General features: G+C 67.0%; 27 protein-coding genes and 1 tRNA gene. 20 read left to right on the top strand and 8 right to left on the bottom strand.

The genetic code is table 11. The features are described from left to right. Positions 1–11: 11 nt before the first annotated feature. The 10 genes from ACFOOQ_RS10400 (at position 12) to ACFOOQ_RS10445 (ending at position 6,571) form a co-directional block, all read left to right on the top strand. On the top strand, positions 12–464 hold the full coding sequence (locus ACFOOQ_RS10400) for an RrF2 family transcriptional regulator (RefSeq protein ID WP_379725660.1): 453 nt from the start codon (positions 12–14) through the stop codon (positions 462–464). A 79-nt stretch (positions 465–543) separates the two neighbouring features. Continuing rightward, a complete protein-coding gene (gene cysK, locus ACFOOQ_RS10405) occupies positions 544–1,524 on the top strand; it encodes a cysteine synthase A (protein ID WP_379725663.1) in 981 nt (326 codons plus the stop codon). A 22-nt stretch (positions 1,525–1,546) separates the two neighbouring features. Beyond that, positions 1,547–2,317: a HesA/MoeB/ThiF family protein gene (locus ACFOOQ_RS10410; RefSeq protein WP_379725666.1), complete on the top strand. Its 771-nt coding sequence runs from the start codon at positions 1,547–1,549 to the stop codon at positions 2,315–2,317. Between the two features lie 125 nt (positions 2,318–2,442). Further along, positions 2,443–3,024 carry a PAS domain-containing protein gene (locus ACFOOQ_RS10415; protein WP_379725669.1) on the top strand — a complete coding sequence of 194 codons (582 nt, stop codon included), beginning with the start codon at positions 2,443–2,445 and terminating at the stop codon, positions 3,022–3,024. Next, entirely contained in the window at positions 3,021–3,761 is a 741-nt protein-coding gene (locus tag ACFOOQ_RS10420) for a PAS domain-containing protein (protein ID WP_379725672.1), read from the top strand. The genes ACFOOQ_RS10415 and ACFOOQ_RS10420 overlap by 4 nt, the downstream gene beginning before the upstream one ends. 298 nt (positions 3,762–4,059) lie before the next feature. Continuing rightward, positions 4,060–4,485 carry an AtpZ/AtpI family protein gene (locus tag ACFOOQ_RS10425; protein WP_379725675.1) on the top strand — a complete coding sequence of 142 codons (426 nt, stop codon included), beginning with the start codon at positions 4,060–4,062 and terminating at the stop codon, positions 4,483–4,485. A 2-nt stretch (positions 4,486–4,487) separates the two neighbouring features. After that, positions 4,488–5,255, top strand: a complete 768-nt coding sequence (locus ACFOOQ_RS10430; protein WP_379725678.1) for a F0F1 ATP synthase subunit A — start codon at positions 4,488–4,490, stop codon at positions 5,253–5,255. A gap of 80 nt (positions 5,256–5,335) precedes the next feature. Beyond that, a complete protein-coding gene (locus ACFOOQ_RS10435; protein WP_144068315.1) occupies positions 5,336–5,560 on the top strand; it encodes a F0F1 ATP synthase subunit C in 225 nt (74 codons plus the stop codon). Between the two features lie 5 nt (positions 5,561–5,565). Then, the gene (locus tag ACFOOQ_RS10440) at positions 5,566–6,069 is read left to right on the top strand and encodes a F0F1 ATP synthase subunit B family protein (protein ID WP_379725681.1); all 504 of its coding nucleotides are present in this window, start codon (positions 5,566–5,568) and stop codon (positions 6,067–6,069) included. A gap of 16 nt (positions 6,070–6,085) precedes the next feature. Further along, on the top strand, positions 6,086–6,571 hold the full coding sequence (locus ACFOOQ_RS10445; protein WP_379725683.1) for a F0F1 ATP synthase subunit B family protein: 486 nt from the start codon (positions 6,086–6,088) through the stop codon (positions 6,569–6,571). Positions 6,572–6,650: 79 nt separating this feature from the next. Here ACFOOQ_RS10445 and ACFOOQ_RS10450 read toward each other — a convergent pair whose 3' ends face one another. Both ACFOOQ_RS10450 and ACFOOQ_RS10455 read right to left on the bottom strand, forming a co-directional pair. Further along, positions 6,651–7,601, bottom strand: coding sequence for a class I SAM-dependent methyltransferase (locus tag ACFOOQ_RS10450; protein WP_379725686.1), 951 nt, complete (start codon positions 7,599–7,601; stop codon positions 6,651–6,653). Positions 7,602–7,821: 220 nt separating this feature from the next. Next, positions 7,822–8,574 carry a DEAD/DEAH box helicase gene (locus ACFOOQ_RS10455; RefSeq protein WP_379725689.1) on the bottom strand — a complete coding sequence of 251 codons (753 nt, stop codon included), beginning with the start codon at positions 8,572–8,574 and terminating at the stop codon, positions 7,822–7,824. 658 nt (positions 8,575–9,232) lie between these two features. Between ACFOOQ_RS10455 and rpmI the strand changes: the two genes are divergently transcribed. The 7 genes from rpmI (at position 9,233) to lepA (ending at position 17,857) form a co-directional block, all read left to right on the top strand. Further along, complete coding sequence (rpmI, locus tag ACFOOQ_RS10460) at positions 9,233–9,433, top strand: 50S ribosomal protein L35 (RefSeq protein WP_379725692.1); 201 nt, start codon at positions 9,233–9,235, stop codon at positions 9,431–9,433. Positions 9,434–9,453: 20 nt separating this feature from the next. Continuing rightward, positions 9,454–9,822 carry a 50S ribosomal protein L20 gene (gene rplT, locus ACFOOQ_RS10465; protein WP_379725694.1) on the top strand — a complete coding sequence of 123 codons (369 nt, stop codon included), beginning with the start codon at positions 9,454–9,456 and terminating at the stop codon, positions 9,820–9,822. 131 nt (positions 9,823–9,953) lie between these two features. Then, positions 9,954–11,039: a phenylalanine--tRNA ligase subunit alpha gene (gene pheS / locus ACFOOQ_RS10470; RefSeq protein WP_379725697.1), complete on the top strand. Its 1,086-nt coding sequence runs from the start codon at positions 9,954–9,956 to the stop codon at positions 11,037–11,039. Continuing rightward, on the top strand, positions 11,036–13,450 hold the full coding sequence (pheT, locus tag ACFOOQ_RS10475; protein WP_379725700.1) for a phenylalanine--tRNA ligase subunit beta: 2,415 nt from the start codon (positions 11,036–11,038) through the stop codon (positions 13,448–13,450). Before pheS ends, pheT begins: the two co-directional genes overlap by 4 nt. Before the next feature lie 41 nt (positions 13,451–13,491). Next, positions 13,492–15,204 carry a carbamoyltransferase C-terminal domain-containing protein gene (locus tag ACFOOQ_RS10480; RefSeq protein WP_379725702.1) on the top strand — a complete coding sequence of 571 codons (1,713 nt, stop codon included), beginning with the start codon at positions 13,492–13,494 and terminating at the stop codon, positions 15,202–15,204. A gap of 348 nt (positions 15,205–15,552) precedes the next feature. Beyond that, the gene (locus tag ACFOOQ_RS10485) at positions 15,553–16,023 is read left to right on the top strand and encodes a PaaI family thioesterase (RefSeq protein WP_379725705.1); all 471 of its coding nucleotides are present in this window, start codon (positions 15,553–15,555) and stop codon (positions 16,021–16,023) included. Between the two features lie 28 nt (positions 16,024–16,051). Next, positions 16,052–17,857: a translation elongation factor 4 gene (lepA, locus tag ACFOOQ_RS10490; protein WP_379725708.1), complete on the top strand. Its 1,806-nt coding sequence runs from the start codon at positions 16,052–16,054 to the stop codon at positions 17,855–17,857. A gap of 37 nt (positions 17,858–17,894) precedes the next feature. Here the strand turns inward: lepA and ACFOOQ_RS10495 are convergent, their stop codons facing one another. Further along, complete coding sequence (locus tag ACFOOQ_RS10495) at positions 17,895–18,215, bottom strand: hypothetical protein (RefSeq protein WP_379725711.1); 321 nt, start codon at positions 18,213–18,215, stop codon at positions 17,895–17,897. 98 nt (positions 18,216–18,313) lie between these two features. Here ACFOOQ_RS10495 and ACFOOQ_RS10500 point away from each other — a divergent pair. Beyond that, a tRNA-Ser gene (locus ACFOOQ_RS10500) sits at positions 18,314–18,404 on the top strand. Positions 18,405–18,430: 26 nt separating this feature from the next. Beyond that, the gene (locus tag ACFOOQ_RS10505) at positions 18,431–19,126 is read left to right on the top strand and encodes a fumarylacetoacetate hydrolase family protein (RefSeq protein WP_379725714.1); all 696 of its coding nucleotides are present in this window, start codon (positions 18,431–18,433) and stop codon (positions 19,124–19,126) included. A 51-nt stretch (positions 19,127–19,177) separates the two neighbouring features. Here the strand turns inward: ACFOOQ_RS10505 and ACFOOQ_RS10510 are convergent, their stop codons facing one another. From ACFOOQ_RS10510 to ACFOOQ_RS10530, 5 genes are read right to left on the bottom strand one after another with little or no spacing between them, the layout of a single operon-like run. Then, a complete protein-coding gene (locus ACFOOQ_RS10510) occupies positions 19,178–20,398 on the bottom strand; it encodes an FAD-dependent oxidoreductase (protein WP_379725717.1) in 1,221 nt (406 codons plus the stop codon). Next, the gene (locus ACFOOQ_RS10515) at positions 20,395–21,174 is read right to left on the bottom strand and encodes an ABC transporter permease (RefSeq protein ID WP_379725720.1); all 780 of its coding nucleotides are present in this window, start codon (positions 21,172–21,174) and stop codon (positions 20,395–20,397) included. The genes ACFOOQ_RS10510 and ACFOOQ_RS10515 overlap by 4 nt, the downstream gene beginning before the upstream one ends. Continuing rightward, positions 21,171–22,016, bottom strand: coding sequence for an ABC transporter ATP-binding protein (locus ACFOOQ_RS10520; protein ID WP_379725723.1), 846 nt, complete (start codon positions 22,014–22,016; stop codon positions 21,171–21,173). The genes ACFOOQ_RS10515 and ACFOOQ_RS10520 overlap by 4 nt, the downstream gene beginning before the upstream one ends. Next, positions 22,016–23,056 carry an ABC transporter substrate-binding protein gene (locus ACFOOQ_RS10525; protein ID WP_379725726.1) on the bottom strand — a complete coding sequence of 347 codons (1,041 nt, stop codon included), beginning with the start codon at positions 23,054–23,056 and terminating at the stop codon, positions 22,016–22,018. Before ACFOOQ_RS10525 ends, ACFOOQ_RS10520 begins: the two co-directional genes overlap by 1 nt. 15 nt (positions 23,057–23,071) lie before the next feature. After that, positions 23,072–23,566 (bottom strand): VOC family protein, encoded by a 495-nt coding sequence (locus ACFOOQ_RS10530; RefSeq protein WP_379725728.1) that lies wholly within the window; start codon positions 23,564–23,566, stop codon positions 23,072–23,074. A 292-nt stretch (positions 23,567–23,858) separates the two neighbouring features. On the opposite strand from ACFOOQ_RS10530, the gene atzD reads away from it, so the two are divergent. Beyond that, positions 23,859–24,962, top strand: coding sequence for a cyanuric acid amidohydrolase (gene atzD, locus ACFOOQ_RS10535; RefSeq protein ID WP_379725731.1), 1,104 nt, complete (start codon positions 23,859–23,861; stop codon positions 24,960–24,962). Positions 24,963–24,981: the final 19 nt, after the last annotated feature.

Here is a 24,981-nt window from a genome sequence, read left to right on the forward strand (position 1 = left end):
GACCGACTGTCATGCTGAAATGTTCGCGGCGCACCATGCATGCCCTCGAGGCCGTGGTCGACATCGCCTTCCACGCCCGGCCCGAGCCGGTGCAGTCGAAGGACATTGCCACCCGCCAGAATGTGCCGCAGCGCTATCTCGAACAGGTGATGCAGCATCTGGTGCGCAACGGCGTGCTGAAAGGCGTGCGCGGCCCGCGCGGCGGCTATACGCTGGCGCGCGAACGGCGCCGCATCACGGTGGGCGAGGTGGTGCGCATCGTCTCGGAACTGGATGCCGACGGCGAGGAGGCCTTCTCGGCCGGCTCGGAACTCGGCCGCCGCACCGTGCAGCCGATCTGGGACGACTGCCAGGCCATCATGATGGCGAAGATCGACAAGATCACGCTGGAAGACATGTGTGCCCGGGCCGAGACGGCGGGCATCGCGGCCGAACTTGAAGGCGCCGATAACTTCACCATCTGAGTGACTGACCATTCGGCCGAGTGATCGGTCCGGGGGCAGCCCGCCGGAACGCGATCAAACCATTCAACGGGAGGACTCCATGACCGAGGCGAAACCCAATAGCATCCGCCCCGTGAATCCGCCGCGCGGCCGGGTCTACGATTCGATCGTCGATACCATCGGCGCCACCCCGCTGGTGCGCATCAACCGGCTGGCCGCCGAGGCCGGCGCCAAGGCCGCGGTGCTGGCCAAGCTGGAATTCTTCAATCCGCTGGCCTCCGTGAAGGATCGCATCGGCATCGCCATGATCGAGGCGATGGAACAGAGCGGCAAGCTGAAGGCGGGCGCCACCATCGTCGAGCCGACCTCGGGCAATACCGGCATCGCGCTGGCTTTCGTCGCCGCCGCCAAGGGCTATCGCCTCATTCTGGTGATGCCGGAAAGCATGTCGATCGAACGGCGCAAGATGCTCAAGTTCCTCGGCGCCGAACTCGACCTCACCCCGGCGCCGATGGGCATGAAGGGCGCGCTGGCCCGCGCCGAGGAGCTGCTGAAGGAAATTCCCGGCGCGGTGATGCCGCAGCAGTTCGAGAATCCGGCCAATCCGGAAATCCACCGCCGTACCAGCGCCGAGGAAATCTGGACCGATACCGACGGCAAGGTCGATGTGGTGATTTCCGGCGTCGGTACCGGCGGCACGCTCACCGGTATCGGCAGCGTGCTGAAACAGCGCAAGCCGTCGGTGCGCATGATCGCCGTCGAGCCCGAGGACAGCCCGGTGATTTCCGGCGGCAAGGCCGGTCCGCACAAGATCCAGGGCATCGGCGCCGGCTTCATCCCCGGCAACCTCGACACCGCGCTGATCGACGAGGTGATCACCATCGGCAACGAGACCGCCTTCGAGACCTCGCGCCGGATGGCGAAGCTTGAGGGTATCCCGGCCGGCATCTCGTCGGGCGCGGCAATGGCGGCAGCGCTGGAAGTGGCCGGCCGCCCGGGCATGGACGGCAAGACCGTGGTGGTGATCATCCCGAGCTTCGCCGAACGCTACCTGTCGACCGCCCTGTTCGACGGCCTGTGACCGGGCCGGCGGCGGCAGCGTCATGGCGGCTTTCGGGACCGACGAACTGGAGCGCTACGCGCGCCACATCATCCTGCCGGAGATCGGCGGCGCCGGCCAGCAGGCGCTGAAGCAGGCGCGCGTGCTGGTGATCGGCGCCGGCGGGCTGGGCTCGCCGCTGCTGCTGTATCTTGCCGCGGCCGGCATCGGCACGCTCGGCATCGTCGACGACGATACCGTGTCGCTGTCGAACCTGCAGCGCCAGGTGCTGCACAGCACCGACCGGATCGGCGCGAAGAAGACCGAGAGTGCCGCGGCGGCGCTGGCGGCGCTCAACCCGCATGTGCGCGTCGTCGAGCACAGCGAACGGCTGACCGAAGCGAATGCCGGGCGGCTGTTTGCCGGCTATGACATCGTCGCCGACGGCAGCGACAATTTCGACACCCGCTTCCTGGTCAACGACACCTGCTATCGCCTGCAGAAGACCCTGGTGACGGCGGCGATCCTGCGCTTCGACGGCCAGTTGTCCACCTTCAAGGCGTATCTGGGCGATCCGCATCCCTGCTATCGCTGTGTTTTCCCGGAGGCACCGCCGCCGGGCAGCATCCCGTCCTGCCAGGAGGCCGGCGTGCTCGGCGCGCTGGGCGGCGTGATGGGCAGCCTGCAGGCGCTGGAGGTGGTGAAGGAAATCACCGGCATCGGCGACAGCATGTCCGGTCGGCTCCTGCTGTACGACGCCTTGCGCGGTGATTTCCGCACCGTAAAGCTGCGGCGCGACCCGCATTGTCGCCTCTGCGGCGACCACGAGGCCTAGCCGGCCCGTCTGCGTCGCTGGCCTCGACGGCTGCCGGCGTTTCCCCTAGCTTACATAAGGGGATTCGGAAGGACGGAAACCGGCATGTCCAGATCGACAGAAAACGCCCGCCGCCGGGCAACGGCTTGATCGCCGGGGTGTCGGAGGATGACGGCGCGGGCGACCGCGTGATCGAGCGCTGCGCGACCTGGCCGGTGCTGCCGGACCCGCGCTTCCTGCCGTTCCTGCACCACTGGGCCGCGCGCCGGCGCGGCCTGATGATGCCCAAGCAGGATATCGACGCGATTGCCCTGAAAAGCTGCCTGCCCAATGTCTGGCTGCACCGCTACCAGCCGGAGACCGATGATTTCGTCTGCCTGCTGGCAGGCGAGCAGGTCAATGCCGCCTGGGGCGGCAGCATCGCCAACCGGCCGCTCAGCCAGGTCATCCGGTCGGAACAATATGCGCTGACCAGGCACCGCTATCGCCAGATCATGCAGCTGCCGGCCATCCAGATCGTCCATCGGATCATCCAGCCGTCGACGGCGGTTGCCAAGGTGAGCGACCGGGTGATCGTGCCGGTCAGCGACAGCGACGGTAATCCGGCCGGCGTGTTCGGCATGACGCTCTACCATTTCGATCCGCTGGCCGGCATGGATTTGCCGGTCGATTCCGGCGGCGAGGCGACGATGTATCTCTGTGCCGGCCTGCCGGCGGGCGCGCCGTGACCGAAACCGCCGAGACCGGTCTGCCGGTCGGCCTGGCCGACGCTGACCTGCCGGTCGGCCTGGCCGACGCTGACCTGCCGGTCGGCCTGGCCGACGCTGACCTGCCGGTCGGCCTGGCCGACGCTGACCTGCCGGTCGGCTTGGCCGACGCTGACCTGCCGGTCGGCTTGGCCGACGCTGACCTGCCGGTCGGACCGGCCGGCGTCTGGCCGCAGTTCGACCATCCGCTGCTGCGGCTGTTCCTGCATCACTGGGCGGCACGGCGCGACGGCCTGACGATGCCGCGCGGCGCCATCGAACCGGCGGTGCTGCGCGCCTGCCTGCCCAACGTCTACCTGATGCGCTACCGCGCCGAGACTGACGATTTCCTGTGCACCCTGGCCGGCGAGAAGGTCAACGAGGCCTGGGGCCAGAGCCTGATCGGCAAGCGGCCGCAGGATTTCATGACGCCCGAGAGCGCGGCGCTGGCCCAGGCGATCTATCGTCGCATCACCCTGATCCCCGCCCTGCATGTCGGCAGTCGCGACAGCGGCTTGGGCGTCGGCCGGCCCTACAAGGCGGCCGACCGGCTGGCGGTGCCGCTGGGCGACGGGGCGGGGCGGCCCTGGGGCCTGTTCGGCCTGTCGCTCTACCATTTCAACCCGCTGACCGACGGCGGTCATGCGCCCTATGTCGGCCCCGACGTCCTCGATTATCCCTGCGCCGCTCTGCCGGCCGGACTGCCGCCGGACGTCTAGGGTCTGTACCCACGACCGGCAGGCCCGGGCTCGCCGGCGGTGGGTACAGACCCTGGATGCGACGGAATGTCGCAGGGTCGGCGCGGTCTCCGCCGCAGGCCCCGGAAGTGCGGATCGCGGCTTTCCGGTGATCCCGATTAGGTCAGCAAAACCCTAAAGTTATAAAGGGCTTGATCTGGCAGATGCGAGTGATTCGCAGATTTTCGGCCGCCCTGCGGCACCTTGACGCTCGGCAGGCCTGTACCTATGGTGCGGCCGCTTTCTGGGGCGGTTCCCCGATTCAGCCGGAGCTTCAGCCATGGCCGAACAGGATCGACCGCCATCGACAGCAGGCAGCGGAGCCGACCGGGGCCAGGAGGCCGGGGGGCCTGATTCCGAAGCGCGGGATCTGGCCGCCCTCGAGCGGATCGGCCGCGGGGTGGCGGAGATGCGCGGGCGCCAGGCGGAAGCCGCGGGTGCCAGCGCCGATCCGCGCAGTTCGCGGGCGATCGGCAAGGCCTGGTCGCTGGCCATCGAGATGGTGGCGGCGGTCGGCGTCTCGGTGTTCATCGGCTGGTGGTGCGACCGCTGGCTGGGCACCGCACCGTGGGGCCTGCTGGGATTTATACTGCTGGGGATCGCCACCGCGATGTGGACGGCGATCCGCACGGGACTGAGGATGCAGGCGAGCGCGCTGGCCGACCAGGCCGCCGATGACGCCGCAGAGAAGAAGAGAAGGGGTTGAACGTGGCTGAGGCTCATCACAGTCCGCTCGAACAGTTCAAGATCAAATGCCTCGCCTTCTGCGGCGACGGCAGCGAACTGCATGCCTTCTCGTTCACCAATTCGTCGCTGTTCATGCTGCTGTCGGTGGTCGCCATCACCCTGCTGATGGTCTACGGCATGCGCCAGCGCAGCCTGGTGCCCGGCCGCCTGCAGTCGCTGGCCGAGCTGTCCTACGAATTCGTCGCCGGCATGGTGCGCGAGAACGTCGGCCCGAACGGCCGCCAGTATTTCCCGTTCATCTTCGCGCTGTTCATGTTCGTGCTGTTCTGCAACATGCTGGGCATGGTCCCCTACAGCTTCACGCCGACCAGCCACATCATCGTCACCTTCGCGTTGGCCATCCTGGTGTTCGTCGGCGTCACCATCATCGCCATCGCGCGCAACGGCATCCACTTCTTCACGCATTTCATGCCGGCCGGCGTGCCGATGTGGCTGGCGCCGCTGATCATTCCGATCGAGATCATCTCCTACCTGACCCGCCCGATCAGCCTGTCTTTGCGTCTCGGCGCCAACATGCTGGCCGGCCATACCACGCTGATGGTCTTCGCCGGCTTCGTCGGCTCGATGATCGGGCTGGGCGGCGCGCTGTCGGTCAGCGGCATTCTGCCGCTCGCCATGGTCACCGCGCTGACCGCGCTGGAATTCCTGATCGCCTTCCTGCAGGCCTATGTGTTCGCCATCCTCTCGTGCCTCTACCTGGCCGAGGCCGTGAACATGGAACACCACTGAGTTTCACACAGTTCAACCCATCACTGCGTTCTGCCAACACTGCGTTCTCAAAGAACCAAACCAAGAGAAGGATGAGTATCATGGATCTTGCTTCCGCTAAGATGATCGGCGCCGGTATCGCTGCTATCGGCATGGGCGGCGCCGCGATCGGCGTGGGTCTGATCTTCGCGAACTTCCTCAACGGCGCGCTGCGCAACCCGGGCGCCGCGCCCAAGCTGTTCGGCAACCTGATGCTGGGCTTCGCGGTGACCGAGGCGCTCGGCATCTTCGCGCTGCTGATCGCGCTGCTGATCCTGTTCGTCTGAGCTAGATGCCTCAGCTCGAAACAGCAGCCTTCCTGCCCCAGCTCGTCTGGCTGGCGATCACCTTTGTCGTCCTCTATCTGCTGATGGCGAAGGTGGCCCTGCCGCGCGTGGCTGGCGTACTCGACGAGCGCAAGAAGCGCCTCGAGCACGACCTGGAGGAGGCGGCCCGGCTGAAGCGCGAGACCGAGAAGGCCATTGCCGAATACGAGCAGGCACTGGCATCGGCCCGCAACAAGGCCCAGGCGATCGCCGGCGATGCCCGGGCACGGATGACGGCCGATGCGGCCGCCGTGCGTGCCAGGGTGGAAGCCGAGATCGGCGAACATGCCAAGGCTGCCGAAGCGAACATCCTCGCCGCCAAGCAGCAGGCACTCGGTGCGCTCAAGTCGGTCGCCGTCGATGCGGCTGCCGGCGTGGTGGCACGGCTCAGCGGCACGGCCCCGGCGGCGGATGCCGTCGAGGCGGCCGTCACCCAGGCCCTTGCCAAGCCGGCCATGGCCCGGAACTGAGGATCGGACAGCGACAATGATGCACGATCCGCATTTCTGGGAACTGATCGCCTTCCTCGTCTTCTTCGGCATCGTCTTTTACCTGAAGGTGCCGGGCAAGGTCGGCCGCCAGCTCGACGAGCGGGCGGCGAAGATCAAGCGCGAGCTGGACGAGGCGGAGGCGCTGCACCGCGAGGCGCAGCACCTGTTCGCCGAATACCAGCGCAAGCAGCGCAATGCGCTCAAGGAAGCCGAAGAGATCGTCGCCGCCGCGGAAGCCGAGGCGAAGATCCTGGTGCGTCAGGCCGAGGACGAACTGAAGACCAGCCTGGAACGGCGCCGCCGCCAGGCCACGGACAAGATCGCCCAGGCCGAGAAACTGGCGCTGCAGGAAGTCCGCGACACCGCCGTCGAGGTGGCGATTGCCGCCGCCGGCCAGGTGCTGGCGCAGCAGCTGCAGGGGGCGGCCGCCGCGGCGCAGATCGAACGCGCCATCGGCGACGTCAAGGCCAAGCTGCACTGAACGCTGCCGTCTTCCGGGACACGAAAAGGGCCGCAGGAAACTGCGGCCCTTTTTCGTTACCCGTGCCCGTCCCGGCGCTTCAGTCGATCACGCGGCAGTAGATGCGGTAGAGCCGGATGATGTTGGCGTCCATGGCGCTGATGCGGATCGCCCAGTGCTCGCCTTCCGAGATCACCCAGTCGCGCTCGTCGGCATTGGCATGCTTGCCGAGCAGCTTGATGTCGGCGGCGTAATGGCCGAAGGATTCGATCACCGCCTCTTTCAGCTCGTGGCTGACGTCCTCGATATAGCAGACGATGAAGTTGAGGCTTTCCAGCTCGGCCTGTAGTCCTTCCGGAGTCATCAGGTGCGGCTTGACCGGCTCGCGGTCCCACCAGACCTCGTAAATGCGGCTGTCGGTCGGGCCGGTCAGCAGGAAATCGGTCAGCATCAGCTGGCCGCCCGGCTTCATCGCCGCGCGCAGCTTGGCCAGCAGCAGGCGCTTGTCCTGCACGCCCATCAGGCCTTCCTTCGACAGCACGACATCGATGCTCTTGCGCTTCAGGCTGATGTCGTCGAGCGCCAGGTTCTTGATGTTGGTGCGCTGGCGCAGGCCCTGACTGCGGGCGATCTCGGTGGCCGACATGACAAGGTCGGCATCGGGTTCGTAGGCATCCACCCACAGGCCGTCGCGGGCCAGCATGCGGCTCATGCCGCCGAGGCCGGAGCCCAGTTCGGTGACCGACATGTTGGGATTGAGACCCAGCGGCTGGGTCAGGGTCTTCATCAGCTCCTCGCCGCCGGGCTGGTTGAAGCCGTCGCCGAACAGGCGCTGCACCACCTGCTGGCGGCGCGGCGTCCAGCGTTCGATGGTCGGCAGCTCAAGGGGAACGTCGGCGGGGATTTCGGCGGGGGCCTGGGCGGGCCGGGTCGAAAAATCCTGGACCATGTGGCGCATGACATAGTCGTCGCCGTGCCACCAGGCACGCAGCTTGTCGCGCCAGGTCGGATCATTGAGCGGTCCGGAACTCTCCTTCGTCACCACAGCCATGCCCATCGTCGGTCGAATCGCAGCATCCTGACCGGGCCGGGGTTGATATTCCGTTGCCTGTCACAGCCCGGCCGGCCGTTCTGCTGCCTGTCTGTGGATAAAATGTGACGCAGACAGTCCCGATAGACAAGCGCCCGCAGAAGACCTGCGGGCGCGAATTTGCTTGAAATTCGTTTATGTTAGGCGGGTATCGGGTCCCGCCGGGCAGGCCGGTCGGGGATCAGCTGCGGCCGGCGCTGCGTTCGGGCAGCAGGTCGCGCACCCGGCGGCGGGCCTCGGTGTCGCGGATGCGGGCCGACTGGGCGGTGATGATCAGCCGCGGCGCCGGCGGGTTGGCCAGCACGGTGACCGGGTCGGTCAGCAGGCTGTCGGCGAGCTGCTTGATCTCGGCCGGCAGGGTGGTGGCGAACACGATGGTCTGGCGCTCGGTCGGCGCCGCCTCGAAGATGGCGCGCAGCTCGTTGGTGACGCCGAGCTCCAGCATGCGGTCGGTCTCGTCCATCACCATGATCTCGAGCTTGTTCAGCTCGAGCTGGCCGGCGTTGATCAGTTCGACCACGCGGCCGGGCGTGCCGATCAGGATGTCGATGCCGCGGCTCAGCGCCTGGGCCTGCGCCGCCTTGCCCGGGCCTTCATAGACCGTGGCCTGGCTCAGCCGCACGAAGCGGCCGTAGGCGCGGAAGCTCTCGTGGATATGCTGCACGCGCTCGCGCGAGGTGGTCAGCACCAGGGCGCGGGCCTTGCGGGCGCCGGCCGGATGCCGGTCGATCGACAGGTGCTGCAGGATCGGCAGGGTGAAGGCAACGGTCTTGCCGGCGCCGGCATCGGCCTGGCCGAGCAGATCACGGCCCTGCAGCAGATGCGGGATGGCCTTGGCCTGGATCGGGGTCGGTTCGACGTGCTTTTCAGCCGTGAGCGCCCGTTGAATGGGTTCGACGAGATCGAGCTGCGAGAATTGGACAGTGTTCAACATCAGTCTGCAATCAGTCTGCAATCTTTGGTTCATGCGATCGATCCGCCAGAGGCCGGCCCCCCGGATGACGACCCTGCCCTGCCCCGGCAGCGCAGAGCGCTGAGGCATGCAAGGCGGCTGTCACGGGAGCCGAGGTTACCGGAGCAGTCGTGCGGCGGTGTCCGGCGGGGGACCGCGAACCCGCGTGATACTAGCGGCGGTTCCGGGTTTTGCAAGTGCGAAACCTCATGCTGCGACAATCACGTTATGCGAGTGGGAATTGCCCCATCGCTGACCATGACCTAGCAAGGGCATATGGATTTAATTTTCTGATTTTCAAGGGCATTTTTGCAAATCCTGCAGATTCACGGAATGGTCTCGTGAGCCGCCGGAAACCGGTCGCGCAACCCGCCTGGCGGGCGTTTAAACCTCCACGTGTGGCGACTCGGGGCCGTCCGGAGGGCTTCGGCACCCCCTGCAGGGCCGCCTGGCAGGGCATACCTGTGGCCTATCCGCCACAGTGGCGGAAAGCTGCCGAAAGCCGTTGAAATCCCGGCCTTCGCCGGGCTTGCCAAGGCGGGCCCGGGCCGCTACAACCGCGCCCCTGTATCGGGCGTTCCGGCTAGAAGGGCTGCCGTGTCCGCCTTGAAGATCACTCCATACCTTCGGAGGTTATGAAATGCCCAAGCTGAAGACGAAGAGCTCTGCCAAGAAGCGCTTCAAACTGACCGCCACTGGCAAGGTCAAGCGTGCCCATGCGGGCAAGCGTCACGGCATGATCAAGCGCACCAACAAGCAGATCCGGAACCATCGCGGCACCGCGATCGTGTTCGAGGGTGATGCGCGCAAGATCATCAAGAACTACCTGCCGAACGCCTGAGCCGAAGGAGCTGAACCGCCATGGCACGTGTCAAACGGGGCGTTACCGCCCATGCCCGCCACAAGAAGGTCCTGAAGCTCGCCAAGGGCTATCGCGGCCGTAATTCCACCGTCTTCCGCGTCGCGATCGAGAAGGTCGAGAAGGGACTGCAGTATGCGTTCCGCGACCGTCGCGCCAAGAAGCGCAATTTCCGCGCGCTGTGGATCCAGCGCATCAACGCCGCCGCCCGCGAGCAGGGTCTGACCTACGGCCGATTTATCAACGGCCTCGCGCTCGCCGGCATCGAGGTCGACCGCAAGGTCCTGGCCGATCTCGCGGTGCACGAGCCCGAGGCCTTCAACGCCCTGGTGGCGCAGGCGAAAGCCGCCCTGCCCGCCGCGGCGGCCTGACCGGCCCTCGCTCGCCAGATCTACCGCGCGACCGTTTAGCGAAGGGGGCCGTCACCACGGCCCCCTTTTTGTTGCCGGTTTTCCTGCTTCGATTTCACTGCCGTGTCGCGCGCCAGCGTTAAAGAGGATTCATGACCGAGATCACCACGCTTGCCGCCGCCGCCGAACAGGCCGTTGCCGCGGCGCAGAGCCTTGATGCCCTGGAAGAGGCGCGGCTGAACGTGCTGGGCAAGAAGGGCTGGCTGTCGGCCGCGCTGAAGGAGCTGGGCAGCCTGTCGCCGGACGACCGCAAGGCGCGCGCCCAGCAGCTCAATGCGGTGAAGGAGCAGCTCGGCGCCGCCATCGAGACGCGGCGGACCACGCTGGCCGATGCGGCGATCAATGCGCGGCTGAAGGCCGAGACGCTCGACATGACCCTGCCGGTGGCCGACAGCGCCGAAGCGCAGGGCCGCATCCATCCGGTCAGCCAGGTGATCGACGAGATCACCGAGATTTTCGCGGCGATGGGCTTCACCATCGCGGAAGGCCCGGATATCGAGGACGATTTCCACAATTTCACCGCGCTCAACATCCCGCCCGAACATCCGGCGCGGCAGATGCAGGACACCTTCTACCTGCCGCCGCGCGCCAGCGACGGCGAGCAGATGGTGCTGCGCACCCATACCTCGCCGGTGCAGATCCGCACCATGGAAAGCGGCCCGCCGCCCTATCGCATCGTGGTGCCCGGCCGCACCTTCCGTTCCGACTACGACATGACCCATACGCCGATGTTCCACCAGATCGAGGGTCTGGTGATCGATCGCAACATCCACATGGGCCACCTGAAGGGCGCGCTGGTCGAATTCTGCAAGGCCTTCTTCGAGACCGACAATGTGAAGATGCGCTTCCGCCCGAGCTATTTCCCCTTCACCGAGCCGTCGGCCGAGGTCGACATCAACTGCTCGCGCGAGGGCGGTGTGCTGCGCGTCGGCGAGGGCGACGACTGGCTCGAAATCCTCGGCTCCGGCATGGTGCATCCGCGCGTGCTGCAGCATTGCGGCCTCGATCCCGACGAATGGCAGGGCTTTGCCTGGGGCATGGGCATCGACCGCATTGCCATGTTGAAATACGGCATCCCCGACCTGCGCGCCTTCTTCGACGCCGACCTGCGCTGGCTGAAGCATTACGGCTTCGTGCCGCTGGATGTGCCGACGCTCGGCCAGGGGGTGGCCCGATGAAATTCACGCTCGCCTGGCTGAAAAGCCATCTCGACACACAGGCGTCGCTCGACGAGATCGCCGCCAAGCTGACCGCCATCGGCCTCGAAGTCGAGGGCATCACCGATCCGGCCGCCGTCTTCGCGCCCTTCGTGGTCGCCGAAGTGAAAAAGGCCGAGCCGCATCCCAATGCCGACAAGCTGCGCGTCTGCGAGGTTTTCACCGGCAAAGAGACCTTCCAGGTGGTCTGCGGCGCGCCGAACGCGCGCGCCGGCATGAAGGGCGTCTTCGCGCCGGTCGGCTCGACGGTGCCCGGCATCAACCTGCTGCTCAAGGCCGCCACCATCCGCGGCGTGGCGTCCAATGGCATGCTCTGCTCGGAACGCGAGATGGGCCTGACCGACGAGCATACCGGGATTATCGACTTGGCCCCCGAGACGCCGGTCGGCGCGCCGTTCGCCTCCGTCATGGGCCTCGACGATCCGACCATCGAGATCAAGCTGACGCCGAACCGCGGCGACTGCCTCGGCGTGCGCGGCATCGCCCGCGACCTCGCCGCCGCCGGGCTGGGCAAACTGAAGCCGCTGGATATCGTCGCCGTGCCGGGCAGCTTCAAGAGCCCGGTCGCCGTGCGCCGCGATTTCAGCGCGGAAGACGACAAGGCCTGTGCGATCTTCGTCGGTCGCCTGGTCAAGGGCGTGAAGAACGGCCCGTCGCCGGCCTGGCTGCAGCAGCGGCTGAAAGCCATCGGCCTGCGGCCGATCTCGGTGCTGGTCGATATCACCAACTTCTTCACCTACGATCTCGGCCGGCCGCTGCATGTCTTCGATGCGGCCAAGGTCAAGGGCGACATCGTTGCGCGGCTGGCGAAGTCCGGTGAAAAGCTCCTCGCGCTCGATGGCCGCGAATACACGCTCGACGACACCATGACGGTGATCGCCGACGATGCCGGCCCCGAAGGCATCGGCGGCGTGATGGGCGGCGAGCATTCCGGCTGTTCGGAGGCGACCACCGAGGTCTTCATCGAATGCGCCTGGTTCGATCCGGTGCGCACGGCGACCACGGGCCGCAAGCTCGGCATCCATTCCGACGCGCGCCATCGCTTCGAGCGCACCGTCGATCCGGGCTTCGTGCGTCCGGCCATGGAGCTGGCCACCCGCATGGTGCTCGATCTCTGTGGTGGCGAAGCCTCCGACGTCATTGTCGCGGGGACGGAGCCAGACTGGCAGCGCAGCATTGCCCTGCGCCCCACGCGGCTGCAGGGCCTGGTCGGTTTCGACCTGCCGGTCGACCGCCAGGTGGCGATTCTGGAATCGCTCGGCTTCACCGTGACGAAGACCGGCGACAGCCTGTCGGTGGCGCCGCCGTCGTGGCGGCCGGATATCGACGGCGAAGCCGATCTCGTCGAGGAAATCGCCCGCCTGCATGGCTTCGACGCGATTCCGTCGGTGCCGCTGCCGGTGGCGGGTGCCGTGCCGGCGCCGGCGCTCAGCCTGTCGCAGCGCCGCGTGCGACAGGCGCGGCGCGCGCTCGCCGCCCGCGGCCTGGTCGAAGCGGTCACCTATTCCTTCATCAAGCGCGCCGAGGCCGAAGCCTTCGGCGGCGGCCAGGACGGCCTGATCCTGGTCAACCCGATCAGCGCCGATCTCGACGCCATGCGTCCCTCGGTGCTGCCCGGTCTGATCGCCGCCGCGCGCCGCAACATGGATCGCGGCACGGCAGACGTTGCCCTGTTCGAGGTCGGCCCGCAGTATGCCTCGGCGGAAGCCGGTGGTCAGGCGCTGGTCGCCAGCGGCCTGCGGCGCGGCCAGACCGGGCCGCGCCACTGGCGCGAACGGCCGCGTGCGGTCGATGCCTATGACGCCAAGGCCGATGCCATGGCGGCACTCGCCGCAGCCGGCGTCGCCGTCGACACCCTGATGGTGATGGACGGTGCGCCGGACTGGTACCATCCGGGCCGCTCGGGCACCTTGCGGCTCGGGCCGAAGACCGTGCTGGCGGCCTTCGGCGAGCTGCATCCGCGCAGCCTGCAGGCCATGGACATCAAGGGGCCTCTCGTGGGCTTCGAGGTCTTCCTCGATCGCGTGCCGCTGCCGCGCGCCGCGAAGGGCGGCGGCGGCCGGGCGAAACCGGCGCTGAAACTGTCGGACCTGCAGGCGGTCGAACGTGACTTCGCCTTCATCGTCGAGGCCGGTGTCGCTGCCGAGACGCTGATCAAGGCGGTGCGCGGTGCCGACAAGGCGCTGATCGCGCGGGTCGCGGTATTCGACGTCTTTGCCGGCCAGGGCATCCCCGAGGGCCACAAGTCGATTGCGCTGAGCGTGCGGCTGGAACCGCAGCAGCAGACGCTCACCGATGCCGAGATCGAGGCGGTCGGCCAGAAGGTCGTGGCGGCTGCCGCCAAGGCCTGCGGAGCGTCTTTGCGCGGCTGAGGCCGCAGAGAGGGTAACGGCCGCCATATGCTCATCCTGGCATGCTGATCCTCGGTATCCATCCGGGCCATCGCGATGCCTGTGCGGTGCTGTTCGATGGATACCGCATGGTGGCCGGCGTGGCGCAGGAGCGCCTGACCCGCCGGCCCGGCGACGGCGGCCGCATTCCCTTCGAGGCGATTGCCGAATGCCTGGCGGTGGCCGGCGCGGGCCCCGAGGACCTTGGAGCGGTGACGCTCTCGCGCGGCTATTTCCCCAGCCGCTATTTCCGGCATTTCCCGCTGCCGCGCCGGGTCGAGAGCCGGGTACGCGCCATGGTCGGCCTCGAACGCCATGCCAGCATGGAACGCGAAGCCATCCGCTACGGCCGCAGCGACAGCGCCGAGATGTTCTATGTCACCGCCTTCCTGCGCGATCTCGGCTGCCGTTCCGACCTGCCGCTGCGCTTCTGCAACCATCACACCGCCCAGGCACTGGCCGCGCTGTTCCATACCGGCTGGGACGAGGCGCTGGTCTATACGGCCGGCGAAGGCGGCGACAATGCGTCTTACGGCCAGCGGCTGCTGAAATACGGCCGCATCGCCACGCTGGGCGGCGACGATACGGCGCTGGCCGCGCCGGCGCATACCGATTCCCTGGCGCGTCTGGGCAGTTTCGCCGCCGAAGCGGTCGGCCTCAGGGCCCATGGCGACGCGGCGCTGTTCGCGGCGCTGGCCGCCCAGGCCGAGCCGATGCTGGCCGCCGGGCTGGCGGCGCATTTCCATGTCGCGGACGACGGCCGCATCGACAGCGATTTCGCCGGCTATGCCGGCATGCGGCGCTGGCTGCTGCGCTGGGCCGCCGGCCATCCGGCGCCGCTGGTGGCGGCAGCCGTGCAGAAGGTGACCCGGGACGTGATGGCAGCGTCGATCGCGCAGGTGCTGCAGCGTCACGAGCTGCGGCATCTCGCCGTGGCGGGCGGCCTGTTCGCCGATGCGGCGCTGAACCGGCATCTGGCCGAGACCCTGCCGCTCGCCGGTCTTGCCGTCTATCCGGCGGCCGGCGGGCGCGGCGTGGCCGAGGGCAGCGTGCTGCAGTATCTGCTGGAGCGCGACGGCGTGGCGCAGTGGCTGACCCAACGCCGGCCGCTCGACCATTTCTGCTATGGCCGCGACTACGATGGCGACATCGATCCGGTGCTGGCCGGCGCCGGTGCCAGGCTGGTCAGCAGCGAGCCCGCGCGTGCCGCAGCCGCCCTGATCAATGCCGGCAAGCTGGTGGCGCTCTATGCCGGCGGCATGGAATACGGGCCGCAGGCACTCGGCGCGCGCAGCATCCTCGCCGCGCCGCGCCGCGCCGCCGCCGAGCGCCTGCGCCACCGGCTCGGCCGCCCCGCCGACCTGCCGTTCGCGCCGGTGGTGCGCGCGGCCGATGCCGCCATGGTGTTCGACCTGCCGCCGCTGGCCCGCGATGCCGCGCGCTTCCGCGCCATCGCCTGCGCCGTGCGCGAACCCTGGCGCGAGCGGCTGGCCCCGGTGCTCTATGCCGACGGCAGCGCGCGGCCGCAGGTGCTCGACGATGCCCGCCCGTCGCTGTGCCACGATATCCTGTCGGATTATGCCGCGCTTTCGGGCATGCCGGTGCTGATCCAGGCCGGCTTCACCCTGCCCGATGAGCCGCTGGTCAACACGCCGGCGGAATGCCTGCGCGCCCTGCGCGACGGCCGGGTCGATTACGTCGCCACCGCCAGCGCGGTCTGGGAAATCCCGGCCTGAGCCGGCGGCGGGCCGGGCAGCATACAAATGTATGCTGCCCTTGATTTTCGGCCTTTATGTTCCATATATGTTCATATTTCCTGGCCAACCGGCGGCTGCGAGGCAGGGCCGGTGCAAACAGGCAGAAGGAGAAACGAACACCAGCGGTCAGAAACGGTACACAGCGGTCACCAGCGGTCACGAACGGTCACCAGCGGTCACTGCCGGTCGGAAACGGTCACTCGCGGTCACGGCCGGGCGAAAACGGTCCCCGGCGGTCGGTCAGGGACCATCCGGCGGCCCCGCAGGGGGAAGCGCCCCGGCTGGCTTCGTTGCCGGGCCCTGTTGCAGGTGCTAAAACCCCCGCCCATGAGCGCTCCCCACAAGACAGAGACTGCGGCATCCGTGCCGGCCGGCATGAAGGAACTCACCTTCATGGGCTACATGGAGGTGAACGGTCCGCTCTGGGGGCGCATCGACGATGACGGCCTGCCGGTGATGGGCTTTCGCGTCGAGGCGCGCCACTGCAACCCGATGCAGACCTGCCATGGCGGCATGCTGATGACCTTCGCCGACATGCTGCTCGGTTTCACCGTCTCGGTGGCGGTCGGCGGCAAGAAGTTCCTCCCCACCGTCAGCCTGTCGGGCGATTACGTCGGGCCGGCACCGCTCGGCAGCTGGGTGGAAGGCAAGGGCCGGCTGATCCGCGCCACCCGCAGCCTCGGGTTTGCCGAGGCGCTGATCACCGCCGATGGCGCAGCGGCCGTGCGCACCAGCGGCATCATGAAGATTCCCTCGCAGGAAACCCGCGACAGCGACGTCCTGCGGCTGTTCCGCTGACCCATTCCCTTATTCAGAGCACCACACCGTGGCGACCGATCTCGACCTGATCCGCAACTTTTCCATCATCGCCCATATCGATCATGGCAAGTCGACCCTGGCCGACCGCCTGATCGAGGCCTGCGGCGGCCTGGAAAAGCGCGAGATGACCGCCCAGGTGCTCGACAGCATGGATATCGAGCGCGAGCGCGGCATCACCATCAAGGCGCAGACCGTGCGGCTGAACTACAAGGCGCAGGACGGCAAGAATTACGTGCTGAACCTGATGGACACGCCCGGCCACGTCGACTTCGCCTACGAGGTCAGCCGCTCGCTGGCGGCCTGCGAGGGTTCGCTGCTGGTGGTCGATGCCAGCCAGGGCGTCGAGGCGCAGACCTTGGCCAATGTCTATCACGCCATCGATGCCGGTCATGAAATCGTGCCGGTGCTCAACAAGATCGACCTGCCGGCGGCCGAGCCCGAGCGCGTCAAGCAGCAGATCGAGGATGTGATCGGGCTGGATGCATCCGACGCCGTCGAGATTTCCGCCAAGACCGGCATCGGCATCGACAAGGTGCTGGAAGCGCTGGTCACCCGGCTGCCGGCGCCCAAGGGCGACCGCAACGCGCCGCTGAAAGCCCTGCTGGTGGATTCCTGGTACGATGCCTATCTCGGCGTCGTCGTGCTGTTCCGCGTCGTCGATGGCGTGATCCGCAAGGGCATGAAGATCAAGTTCATGTCGTCGGGTGCGGTACATCCGGTCGAGCGCGTCGGCATCTTCAATCCGAAGCAGACCATGATCGACGAGCTCGGGCCCGGCGAGATGGGCTTCTTCACGGCGGCGATCAAGGAAGTGGCCGATACCTCGGTGGGCGATACCATCACCGAGGACAAGCGGCAGGCTGCGCAGGCGCTGCCCGGCTTCAAGCCGTCGATCCCGGTGGTGTTCTGCGGCCTCTATCCGATCGATGCCGGCGCCTTCCCGGAACTGCGCGAAAGCCTCGGCAAGCTGCGACTCAACGATGCCAGCTTCCATTTCGAGATGGAAAGTTCGGCGGCGCTGGGTTTCGGCTTCCGCTGCGGCTTCCTCGGCCTGCTGCATCTCGAGATCATCCAGGAACGCCTGATCCGCGAATTCAACCTCGACCTGATCACCACGGCGCCGAGCGTCGTCTATCACGTCTACAAGACCGACGGCTCGATGGAAGAGGTACATAACCCGGCCGACATGCCGGACCCGATGCTGATCGACCATATCGACGAGCCATGGATCAGGGCCACCATCATGGTGCCCGACGAGCATCTCGGCAGCATCCTCAAGCTGTGCGAGGAAAAGCGCGGCCGCCAGGTCGAACTGACCTATGCCGGCAACCGCGCCATGGTGGTCTACCGCCTGCCGCTCAACGAGGTGGTGTTCGATTTCTATGACCGGCTGAAGTCGGTCAGCCGCGGTTATGCCAGCTTCGATTACACCATGGACGGCTATGAGGCCGGCAACCTGGTGAAGATGACCATCCTGGTGAATGCCGAGAATGTCGACGCTTTGGCCACCATCGTGCATGCCGGCCGCGCCGAGACCCGCGGCCGCCAGCTCTGCGAGCGGCTGAAGGAACTGATTCCGCGCCAGATGTTCAAGATCGCCATCCAGGCGGCCATCGGCGGCCGCATCATCGCCCGCGAGGATATTTCGGCGCTGCGCAAGGACGTGCTGGCGAAATGCTACGGCGGCGACATCAGTCGCAAGCGCAAGCTGCTGGAGAAGCAGAAAGAGGGCAAGAAGCGCATGCGGCAGGTCGGCAATGTCGAGATTCCGCAGGAAGCCTTCATCGCCGCCCTGAAGATCTCCGACCAGTAAGGTTTCGGCCAGTAAATCTCCGGCCAGTAGACCTGCCTCAGGCCAGCGCCCCGAAGCGCCGCCGGCGCGGCGGTCGCCGCCGGCAGAGCGCCAGCAGCAGGATACCGAGGACGCCGAGCACCAGAACGGCGGGCCAGGCGAGCAGGGTGGTTATGCCGGGGTCCCAGACGGCCGCCGGCAGCCAGGCCTGCATCGCGGCCTGGACGACGCCGAGGCTGGTCGGGTCGACCCGGGTCCAGAAGGCGCGCAGGCTGCTCAGGGCCAGCCGGCCGTTCTGCAGCCAGCCCAAACCATCACCACCCGCCGCCAGTATCGCCAGCGCCACCAGAATCCAGCCCAGAATCCGCCCCAGCAGCACGTCTCGCTCCCCGCATTTGACCTGCCTGGACAGGACTTTACGCAATTCTGCGGGTGGATTGCAAATTCGTCTCCGGCGGGTATAGTGCCGCCCGCGCTGGAGGGATGGCCGAGCGGTCGAAGGCGCACGCCTGGAAAGTGTGTATACCTCAAAAGGGTATCGTGGGTTCGAATCCCACTCCCTCCGCCATCTGGCCACCCCACCGGAGAGCCTCCATGGATTTCGTGTTTGCACCGTCCGCCACCGTTGCGGTGCCGGTTCTTGGCACCGACAAGCAGTTCCCCGTGCACCGCATTTACTGCGTGGGCCGGAACTATGAAGAGCATGCGAAGGAGATGGGCTTTACCGGTCGTGAGCCGCCGTTTTTCTTCATGAAGCCCGCCGATGCGTTGGTGGTGGTGCCGGAAGGCGCGACGGGCCATATGCCGTATCCGAGCCTGACCAAGAACCTGCACCACGAGATCGAGCTGGTGGTCGCCATCGGCAAGGCCGGCAAGGCCATCGCGGCCAGGGATGCGATGGATTACGTCTACGGCTATGCCGTGGGCCTGGATATGACACGCCGCGACCTGCAGAACGACATGAAGAAGCAGGGCCGGCCCTGGTGCATCGGCAAGGCGTTTGACTACAGCGCCCCGATGGGCCCGATTGTCCCCAAGGACAAGGCCGGTGGCATCGAAAAGGCCGCGATCTCGCTCCAGGTCAACGGCAGCCCGCGCCAGGGCAGCACGGTCGACAAATTGATCTGGAACATCAGCGAGACCATCGAGCATCTGTCGGCGGCCTGGGAACTGCAGCCCGGCGACCTGATCTTCTCCGGTACGCCCGAAGGCGTTGCCGCCGTGGTGGCCGGCGACACGCTGGTCGGCCATGTCGACGGCTTGCCGGACCTGAAGGTCCAGATCGTCTGATCGGCGGCTGGTTTCAGTGGGGCGGCGGGCAATGGCCTGCCGGCCCGAAGCTCACGCCGCCGGCACGTCGCGATAGAGCCGGGCCAGCTTGGCGCGGAAGCCGGGGCCGTTCTTGGCCAGGCTGCCGCTGACCGGATCGGCGCCGGCCAGCATGGTGTCGGTGGCATCGCGCGAGAAATTCACCACGAATTCGACCCGGCCGCGCCGGCGCTCCTCGATCCGCCACACCGCCTCGGCGAGGCCGGCGGCCGGTCCGGCCAGCGCGCCACGCAGTTCGGCCACCGCGATGCAGGCATCTTCCATCGCCTGGGTGGCGCCCTGGCCGAGGGTGGGGACCATCGGATGCGCCGCGTCGCCCAGCAGCAGGATGCGGCCGTTCGGGTCGCCGAAGGCGATGTCGCATTCCTGCAGCCGCGCCCAGTGGATGTCGTCGAGATGGCTGCAGATGGTGTCGATCATGAAGGCGCATTGGTCGCTCGGCGTGCCGTCGGCCGGCGTATAGAGCGTGCGCAGCGCCGCAGCGGTCTTGGCTGCGTCCGGCACATCCGCGTCGGCCGGGATCGGGAAAGAGCCGGCGATATAGGTGGCCTCGCCCGGCACCCGGAAGGCCAGCAGGCGGTTGGGGCCGTTGAACCACTGCTCGTAATCGTCGATCAGGCCGGGTCGCGCCGCTTCCACCAGCAGGCGGAAAATGCAGACGCCGAGGAAGCGCGGCTCGGGCCGGGCAAAAAAGGTCTCGCGCACGGCGGAATAGCGGCCGTCACCGGCAATCAGCAGGTCGATGCCGTCGATCAGCGTGGTGACGCCGGTCTGGCGGTGGCGGGTCTCGATGACGATCGGCCCGGCCTCGCCGGCGCGGGCATAGCGCATGGCGACGACTTCGGTGGCGAAGCGGACATGGGCGCGCACCGGCTGGCGCAGCAGGCGGTAGAGCGCCGACCAGCGGATGCGGATGCCGTGGTTGTCGGCGACATCGAGCAGCGGCAGGTTCATCAGTTCGCGCCCGCCGGTCAGCGAGATGCGCCAGCTGGCCCACGGCAGGCTCTGCCCGACCAGGCTGGCGGCAAGGTCGGGCAGGAAGCTATGCAGCGCCTTGATCGCATTGGGGCCGACATTCAGCCCGGTGCCGGCATCGGACTGGTCTTCCGGCGAGGCCCGCTCGATGCAGATCACCTCGGCGCCGGCGACGTCCTTCAGGCCATAGGCGAGGATGCTGCCGGCAACGCCGGCGCCGACGATGACGATGCGTTTGCGCGCTGCGGTCTCGGTCATTTGCCGCCCCAGTGCACGAAGGTCTTCTCGATGGTCAGGAACACCCAGTTCATGCCGTAGCCGAGCGCACCGGCGGCAAAAATCGCCGCATACATGGTCGGCATCTCGAACAGCATCTGCGCCTCGATCAGCCGGTGGCCGATGCCGTCGGTCGAGCCGATGAACATCTCGGCCACCACCACGATGACCAGCGACAGCGAGATGCCGTTGCGCATGCCGATGAAGGTCTGCGGCAGGGATTCCCAGAAATACACGTCGATCAGCACCCGCCAGCGGCCGGCGCCCATCACCTTGGCGGCCAGAACCCGGGTCTTGCGGGCGTTCATCACGCCATAGGCGACGTTGAACAGGATCACCAGCACGGCACCGAAGGCGGCCACCGCGATCTTGGTGCGGTCGCCGACACCGAACAGCACCAGGAACAGCGGGAAGACCGCCGATGCGGGGGTCGAGCGGAAGAAGTCGATGACGAATTCCACCGAGCGGTACAGTTTCTCGGCGGCACCGAGGATGACGCCGAGCGGGATGGCGATGGCGGAGGCAATCGCAAACGACAGCACGGTGCGATAGATGGTCTGCCAGAAATCGAACAGCAGCGGGCCGGACACCAGCCCGTCGACCAGCGCCTTCAGCGCCTCCTGCGGCGGCGGCAGCAGCACCGGGTCGGCCAGTTCCATCACCGTGGCCAGCCACCAGACAAACACCAGCAGGACGACGCCGAGCACGGGACGCAGGCGGCCGAGCCGGGCGGACGCAAACGACAGGACGGCGTTCACAGCTTGGCCTCCCGCCGGAAGACATCCAGGCAATGGCTCTTGATCTCGACGAATTTCGGGTCCGACAGGGTCTCGGCGCTGCGCGGCCGCGGCAGCGGCACTTCGACGTAATCGGCGATGCGGGTCGGCCGCCGGGTTAACAGCAGCACGTAATCGGCGAGATAGACGGCCTCCTCGAGGTCATGGCTGACGATCACCATGGTGGTGTTCGTCTCCATGAAGGCCTTCTGCATCTGATCACGCATGAACAGGGTCATCTCGTAATCGAGCGCCGAGAAAGGCTCGTCGAGGAACAGCACCTCCGGCTCCATCACCAGCGAGCGCAGGATCGACACCGTCTGCTGCTGGCCGCCGGACAGCTCGTAGGGATAGCGGTGGAAATCGATCCTGACGTCGAAGCGGGTCAGCAGCTTGGCGACGCGCTCCTCGCGCGCGCGCTTCGACAGGCCCATCAGCTTCAGCGGGTAATGGATATTGTCGATGGCGCGCAGCCAGGGGAACAGCGCCTCGCGGTAGTTCTGGAACACATAGCCGATCCGCGTCTCGTCGATGGTCTTGCCGTCGAACAGCACGTCGCCCTTATCCAGCGGGATCAGGCCGGCGATCATGTTGATGATGGTGCTCTTGCCGCAGCCGTTCGGGCCGAACACCGAGACCACCTTGCCGCGCGGCAGGTCGAGATCGAAATTCTCGTAGATGACCGTGCCGTTGAACTGCTTGGAGAGGCCGCGCACCGTGATATGGGTGCCGGGCGGAAACCAGCGATGGTCCGGCTCGCCGGCCATGGTCATGGCCGTTCCGTCCTGCACCAGCCGTACCGCGGCACGCGACCCTCCGAACATCAGCTCGCCGCCTTCTTGTCGAGGACGACGAGATACTTGGCGGTATCGACTTTCTGCTTCAGCACGCCGCTCTCGGTGGTGAAGTCGATCACCTTCTGGAAGTCCTTCTTGTCCTGGGCCGACAGCTGATCGATCATCAGCATGCGCGGCAGCGGGATGGTCATGACCAGATCGGCGGGCGTGAAGGTGTTGCCCTTCAGCAGTTCACGGGTGGTCGGATCCTGCTCGATGTCCTTCAGCGCCTTGCGCCAGGCGGCGGAGAAGCGCCTGGCGACTTCCGGCCGCTCCTTCATGAACTTGCCGGTGATGGCGCCGCCGGCCATGAAGGCATAGGCGTTCTCGCGGCCGATGATGTATTTCGATACCACGCCGGCCTCGACGGTATGAGCGGCGCCGGTCTTGTTCATCACCGTGCCGTTCGGCTCCAGCGTGTAGCCGGCATCGAAGGTGCCGGCCTTCATGGCATCGACATGCAGGTTCATCGCCAGTTCGGTCAGCGTGTAGTCGGTGCCTTCCTTCATGCCGACGGCGCCGAGCACGGCGCGCGCCATCGCCATGTTGCCGGCGCCGGGCGCCGACATGATCTTCAGCGTCTTGCCCTTGAAGTCCTTCACCGTCTTGGCGTCGAGGCCGGGTTTGGCGACGAACTGCTCCATCTGGGCGAACTTGTTCTGGCCGTAGAGGGACATGTAGTAGACCAGGCCGTCCTTCTTGGTATCGGCATTCATGCCGTCGACGGTGACCAGGTTGGCGCCGGCATCGAGGTCGCCGGTCAGCATACCCTGCACGATCGGCGGCGCGCCCATCAGCTTGACCATTTCGGCGTCGATATTCTGCTCCTTGAAATAGCCGCGCTCGAGGGCGACGAAATAGGGCAGGGCCGAGGAGACCGGAAAGACGCCGACCTTAACCTTGTCGGCGGCCCGGGCCGCGCTGCCGAGCGCCAGGCTGGCGGAGAGTGCGATGGCGGCGGTGCCGGCCAGCACCAGGGTGCGGCGGGTCAACCGGCGCAGGAAAGCGGAAGATGTCGTCGTCATCATGTCAGCGTCCTTATTTCAAGAGGCGAGGGCGTAGCGGGCGGAATCGAAGAAGCTGGCGCCGGCGATATAGCGGCGGCCGTCGGACATGTCGGGCGGGTCGCCGGTCTCGGCGCGGCCGTCGAAGGTCAGTTCGAGCTGCACGCCGTTCGGGTCGTAGACGAACAGCTGCCAGTAGGTCGTGTTCGGCACGAGGAATTCGCGCCAGTCGACGCCCTGGTCGCGGAAGCGGGTGATGAAGTCGTGGTAGCCCGCGGCGGTCAGCGAGATATGGTCGATGGCGGCGGTCCCCAGCGGCGCCCGGCCCTCGGGGCCCAGCGCCGGCCCGCCGGCATAGATATGGATGATCGCCTCGCCGACCGGGGTGGGCACGGCGATCCAGGCGCCGGGATAGCCGAAATCCGGCCGCGGCGCCTCGGCCAGACCAAGCAGGCCGCAGTAGAACCGACGGGTCTTGTCCAGATCCGCGGTCTTGATGGCCACATGGAACAGGCCGGTGATAATCCCTGACATAATCGGCCGCACTACCTGTATACAATTTGCGGGATTCAAATGTGCAAAGCGCATGCCATGCACGCGGGGGCTGCCGCACCAGCCGCCGGGGTTTCGGGATGCAGCTTTAGGGCGACAGCAGGCACGCCGCGGAAACCGCATCGCTTAACGCCGCAGCAGATGGCGCCCAAGAATTGGGCGTTTCAGCAGTGAAGCGGTGAATATACCGGCCGCATGCGGCCGAATACGGCGGAACACAAATTGCTTCGCAGGAGTGTCCGTTCGCCCTCACTTTGCAGTCCGGAGGATTTTCATGCGTGCGTCCGTTCATCGCCTCGGCATGGCGCATCCCGGCGACCTGTCGCAGCTCGCCGCCCTGTTCGATGCCGGCACGCTCGATCCGCGCCATGTCTGCGCGGTGATCGGCAAGACCGAAGGCAATGGCGGCGTGAACGATTTCACCCGCGGCTATTTCACGCTGGCCTTTTCAGCCCTGCTGGCCGAACGCAGCGGGCGGCCGCGCGCCGAGATCCTCGACAGCGTGCCCTGCGTGCTGTCGGGCGGCACCGAGGGGGTACTGTCGCCGCATTATCTGGTCTTCGCCCGCGAGGCGGTGGAGGTCGCGCCGGTCACGGGCCAAAAGCGCCTGGCCATCGGCGTGGCTTTTTCGCCGGCCATGCCGCCCGAACAGGTCGGCTGCCGTGCCCATGTCGACCTGGTCGTCGCCGCCGTGCAGCAAGCCATGGCCGATGCGGGAATCGACGATCCGGCGGATGTGCATTTCGTGCAGGTGAAGGCGCCCTGCGTGACGGCGGCCCGCGCCCAGGAGGCCGCCGCGCGCGGCGCCGCCGTGCTGACCGCCGAGTCCGGCCGCTCGATGGCTTACGCGCGGGTGGCCGGCGCCTTCGGCGTGGCGCTGGCGCTCGGCGATGCCCCGGCAGCACGGCTGACCGAAGACGCCATGTTCCGCGACTATGACCTGCAGTCCGACCGCGCCAGCATTTCGTCCGGTGTCGAGGTCGCCTGCAACGAGGTGATCCTGCTGGGCAACAGCGCCGGCTGGTCGGGCGACCTTGCCATCGCGCACCGCCCGATGGCGGATGCGCTGGACATCGGCGGCGTCTCTGCCGTGCTCGGCGATCTCGGGCTGGCCGCCGCGCCGCAGCTGTCGGCCGCCGATGCCGCGCGCATTCATGGCGTGCTGGTGAAATGCGAACCCGACCGGCGCGGCGCCCTGCGCGGCAACCGCCATACCATGCTGGACGACACGGATATCAACGCCCAGCGGCATATCCGCGGCGCAGTCGGCGGGCTGGTGGCCGGGATCATCGGCGATGGCCGGATCTTCGTTTCCGGCGGTGCCGAGCATCAGGGCCCGGATGGCGGCGGGCTGATCGCGGTGATCGCCCGGGTCTGAAAGGGCGTTCTGTCAGCCC

It is taken from the genome of Ferrovibrio xuzhouensis (genome assembly GCF_042648965.1).
GTDB classification, from domain to species: domain Bacteria; phylum Pseudomonadota; class Alphaproteobacteria; order Ferrovibrionales; family Ferrovibrionaceae; genus Ferrovibrio; species Ferrovibrio xuzhouensis.

Bases quoted from the DNA above. Each gene is read 5' to 3' on its own strand.
- pheS (WP_379725697.1), top strand. From the start codon at position 9,954: ATGACCGAGATCACCACGCTTGCCGCCGCCGCCGAACAGGCCGTTGCC.
- pheT (WP_379725700.1), top strand. From the start codon at position 11,036: ATGAAATTCACGCTCGCCTGGCTGAAAAGCCATCTCGACACACAGGCG.
- ACFOOQ_RS10505 (WP_379725714.1), top strand. From the start codon at position 18,431: ATGGATTTCGTGTTTGCACCGTCCGCCACCGTTGCGGTGCCGGTTCTT.
- ACFOOQ_RS10530 (WP_379725728.1), bottom strand. From the start codon at position 23,566: ATGTCAGGGATTATCACCGGCCTGTTCCATGTGGCCATCAAGACCGCG.
- rplT (WP_379725694.1), top strand. From the start codon at position 9,454: ATGGCACGTGTCAAACGGGGCGTTACCGCCCATGCCCGCCACAAGAAG.
- ACFOOQ_RS10510 (WP_379725717.1), bottom strand. From the start codon at position 20,398: ATGACCGAGACCGCAGCGCGCAAACGCATCGTCATCGTCGGCGCCGGC.
- ACFOOQ_RS10425 (WP_379725675.1), top strand. From the start codon at position 4,060: ATGGCCGAACAGGATCGACCGCCATCGACAGCAGGCAGCGGAGCCGAC.
- ACFOOQ_RS10520 (WP_379725723.1), bottom strand. From the start codon at position 22,016: ATGTTCGGAGGGTCGCGTGCCGCGGTACGGCTGGTGCAGGACGGAACG.
- ACFOOQ_RS10450 (WP_379725686.1), bottom strand. From the start codon at position 7,601: ATGGCTGTGGTGACGAAGGAGAGTTCCGGACCGCTCAATGATCCGACC.
- atzD (WP_379725731.1), top strand. From the start codon at position 23,859: ATGCGTGCGTCCGTTCATCGCCTCGGCATGGCGCATCCCGGCGACCTG.
- ACFOOQ_RS10455 (WP_379725689.1), bottom strand. From the start codon at position 8,574: ATGTTGAACACTGTCCAATTCTCGCAGCTCGATCTCGTCGAACCCATT.
- ACFOOQ_RS10525 (WP_379725726.1), bottom strand. From the start codon at position 23,056: ATGATGACGACGACATCTTCCGCTTTCCTGCGCCGGTTGACCCGCCGC.
- ACFOOQ_RS10400 (WP_379725660.1), top strand. From the start codon at position 12: ATGCTGAAATGTTCGCGGCGCACCATGCATGCCCTCGAGGCCGTGGTC.
- ACFOOQ_RS10445 (WP_379725683.1), top strand. From the start codon at position 6,086: ATGATGCACGATCCGCATTTCTGGGAACTGATCGCCTTCCTCGTCTTC.
- rpmI (WP_379725692.1), top strand. From the start codon at position 9,233: ATGCCCAAGCTGAAGACGAAGAGCTCTGCCAAGAAGCGCTTCAAACTG.
- ACFOOQ_RS10435 (WP_144068315.1), top strand. From the start codon at position 5,336: ATGGATCTTGCTTCCGCTAAGATGATCGGCGCCGGTATCGCTGCTATC.
- ACFOOQ_RS10480 (WP_379725702.1), top strand. From the start codon at position 13,492: ATGCTGATCCTCGGTATCCATCCGGGCCATCGCGATGCCTGTGCGGTG.
- ACFOOQ_RS10410 (WP_379725666.1), top strand. From the start codon at position 1,547: ATGGCGGCTTTCGGGACCGACGAACTGGAGCGCTACGCGCGCCACATC.
- cysK (WP_379725663.1), top strand. From the start codon at position 544: ATGACCGAGGCGAAACCCAATAGCATCCGCCCCGTGAATCCGCCGCGC.
- ACFOOQ_RS10485 (WP_379725705.1), top strand. From the start codon at position 15,553: ATGAGCGCTCCCCACAAGACAGAGACTGCGGCATCCGTGCCGGCCGGC.
- ACFOOQ_RS10440 (WP_379725681.1), top strand. From the start codon at position 5,566: ATGCCTCAGCTCGAAACAGCAGCCTTCCTGCCCCAGCTCGTCTGGCTG.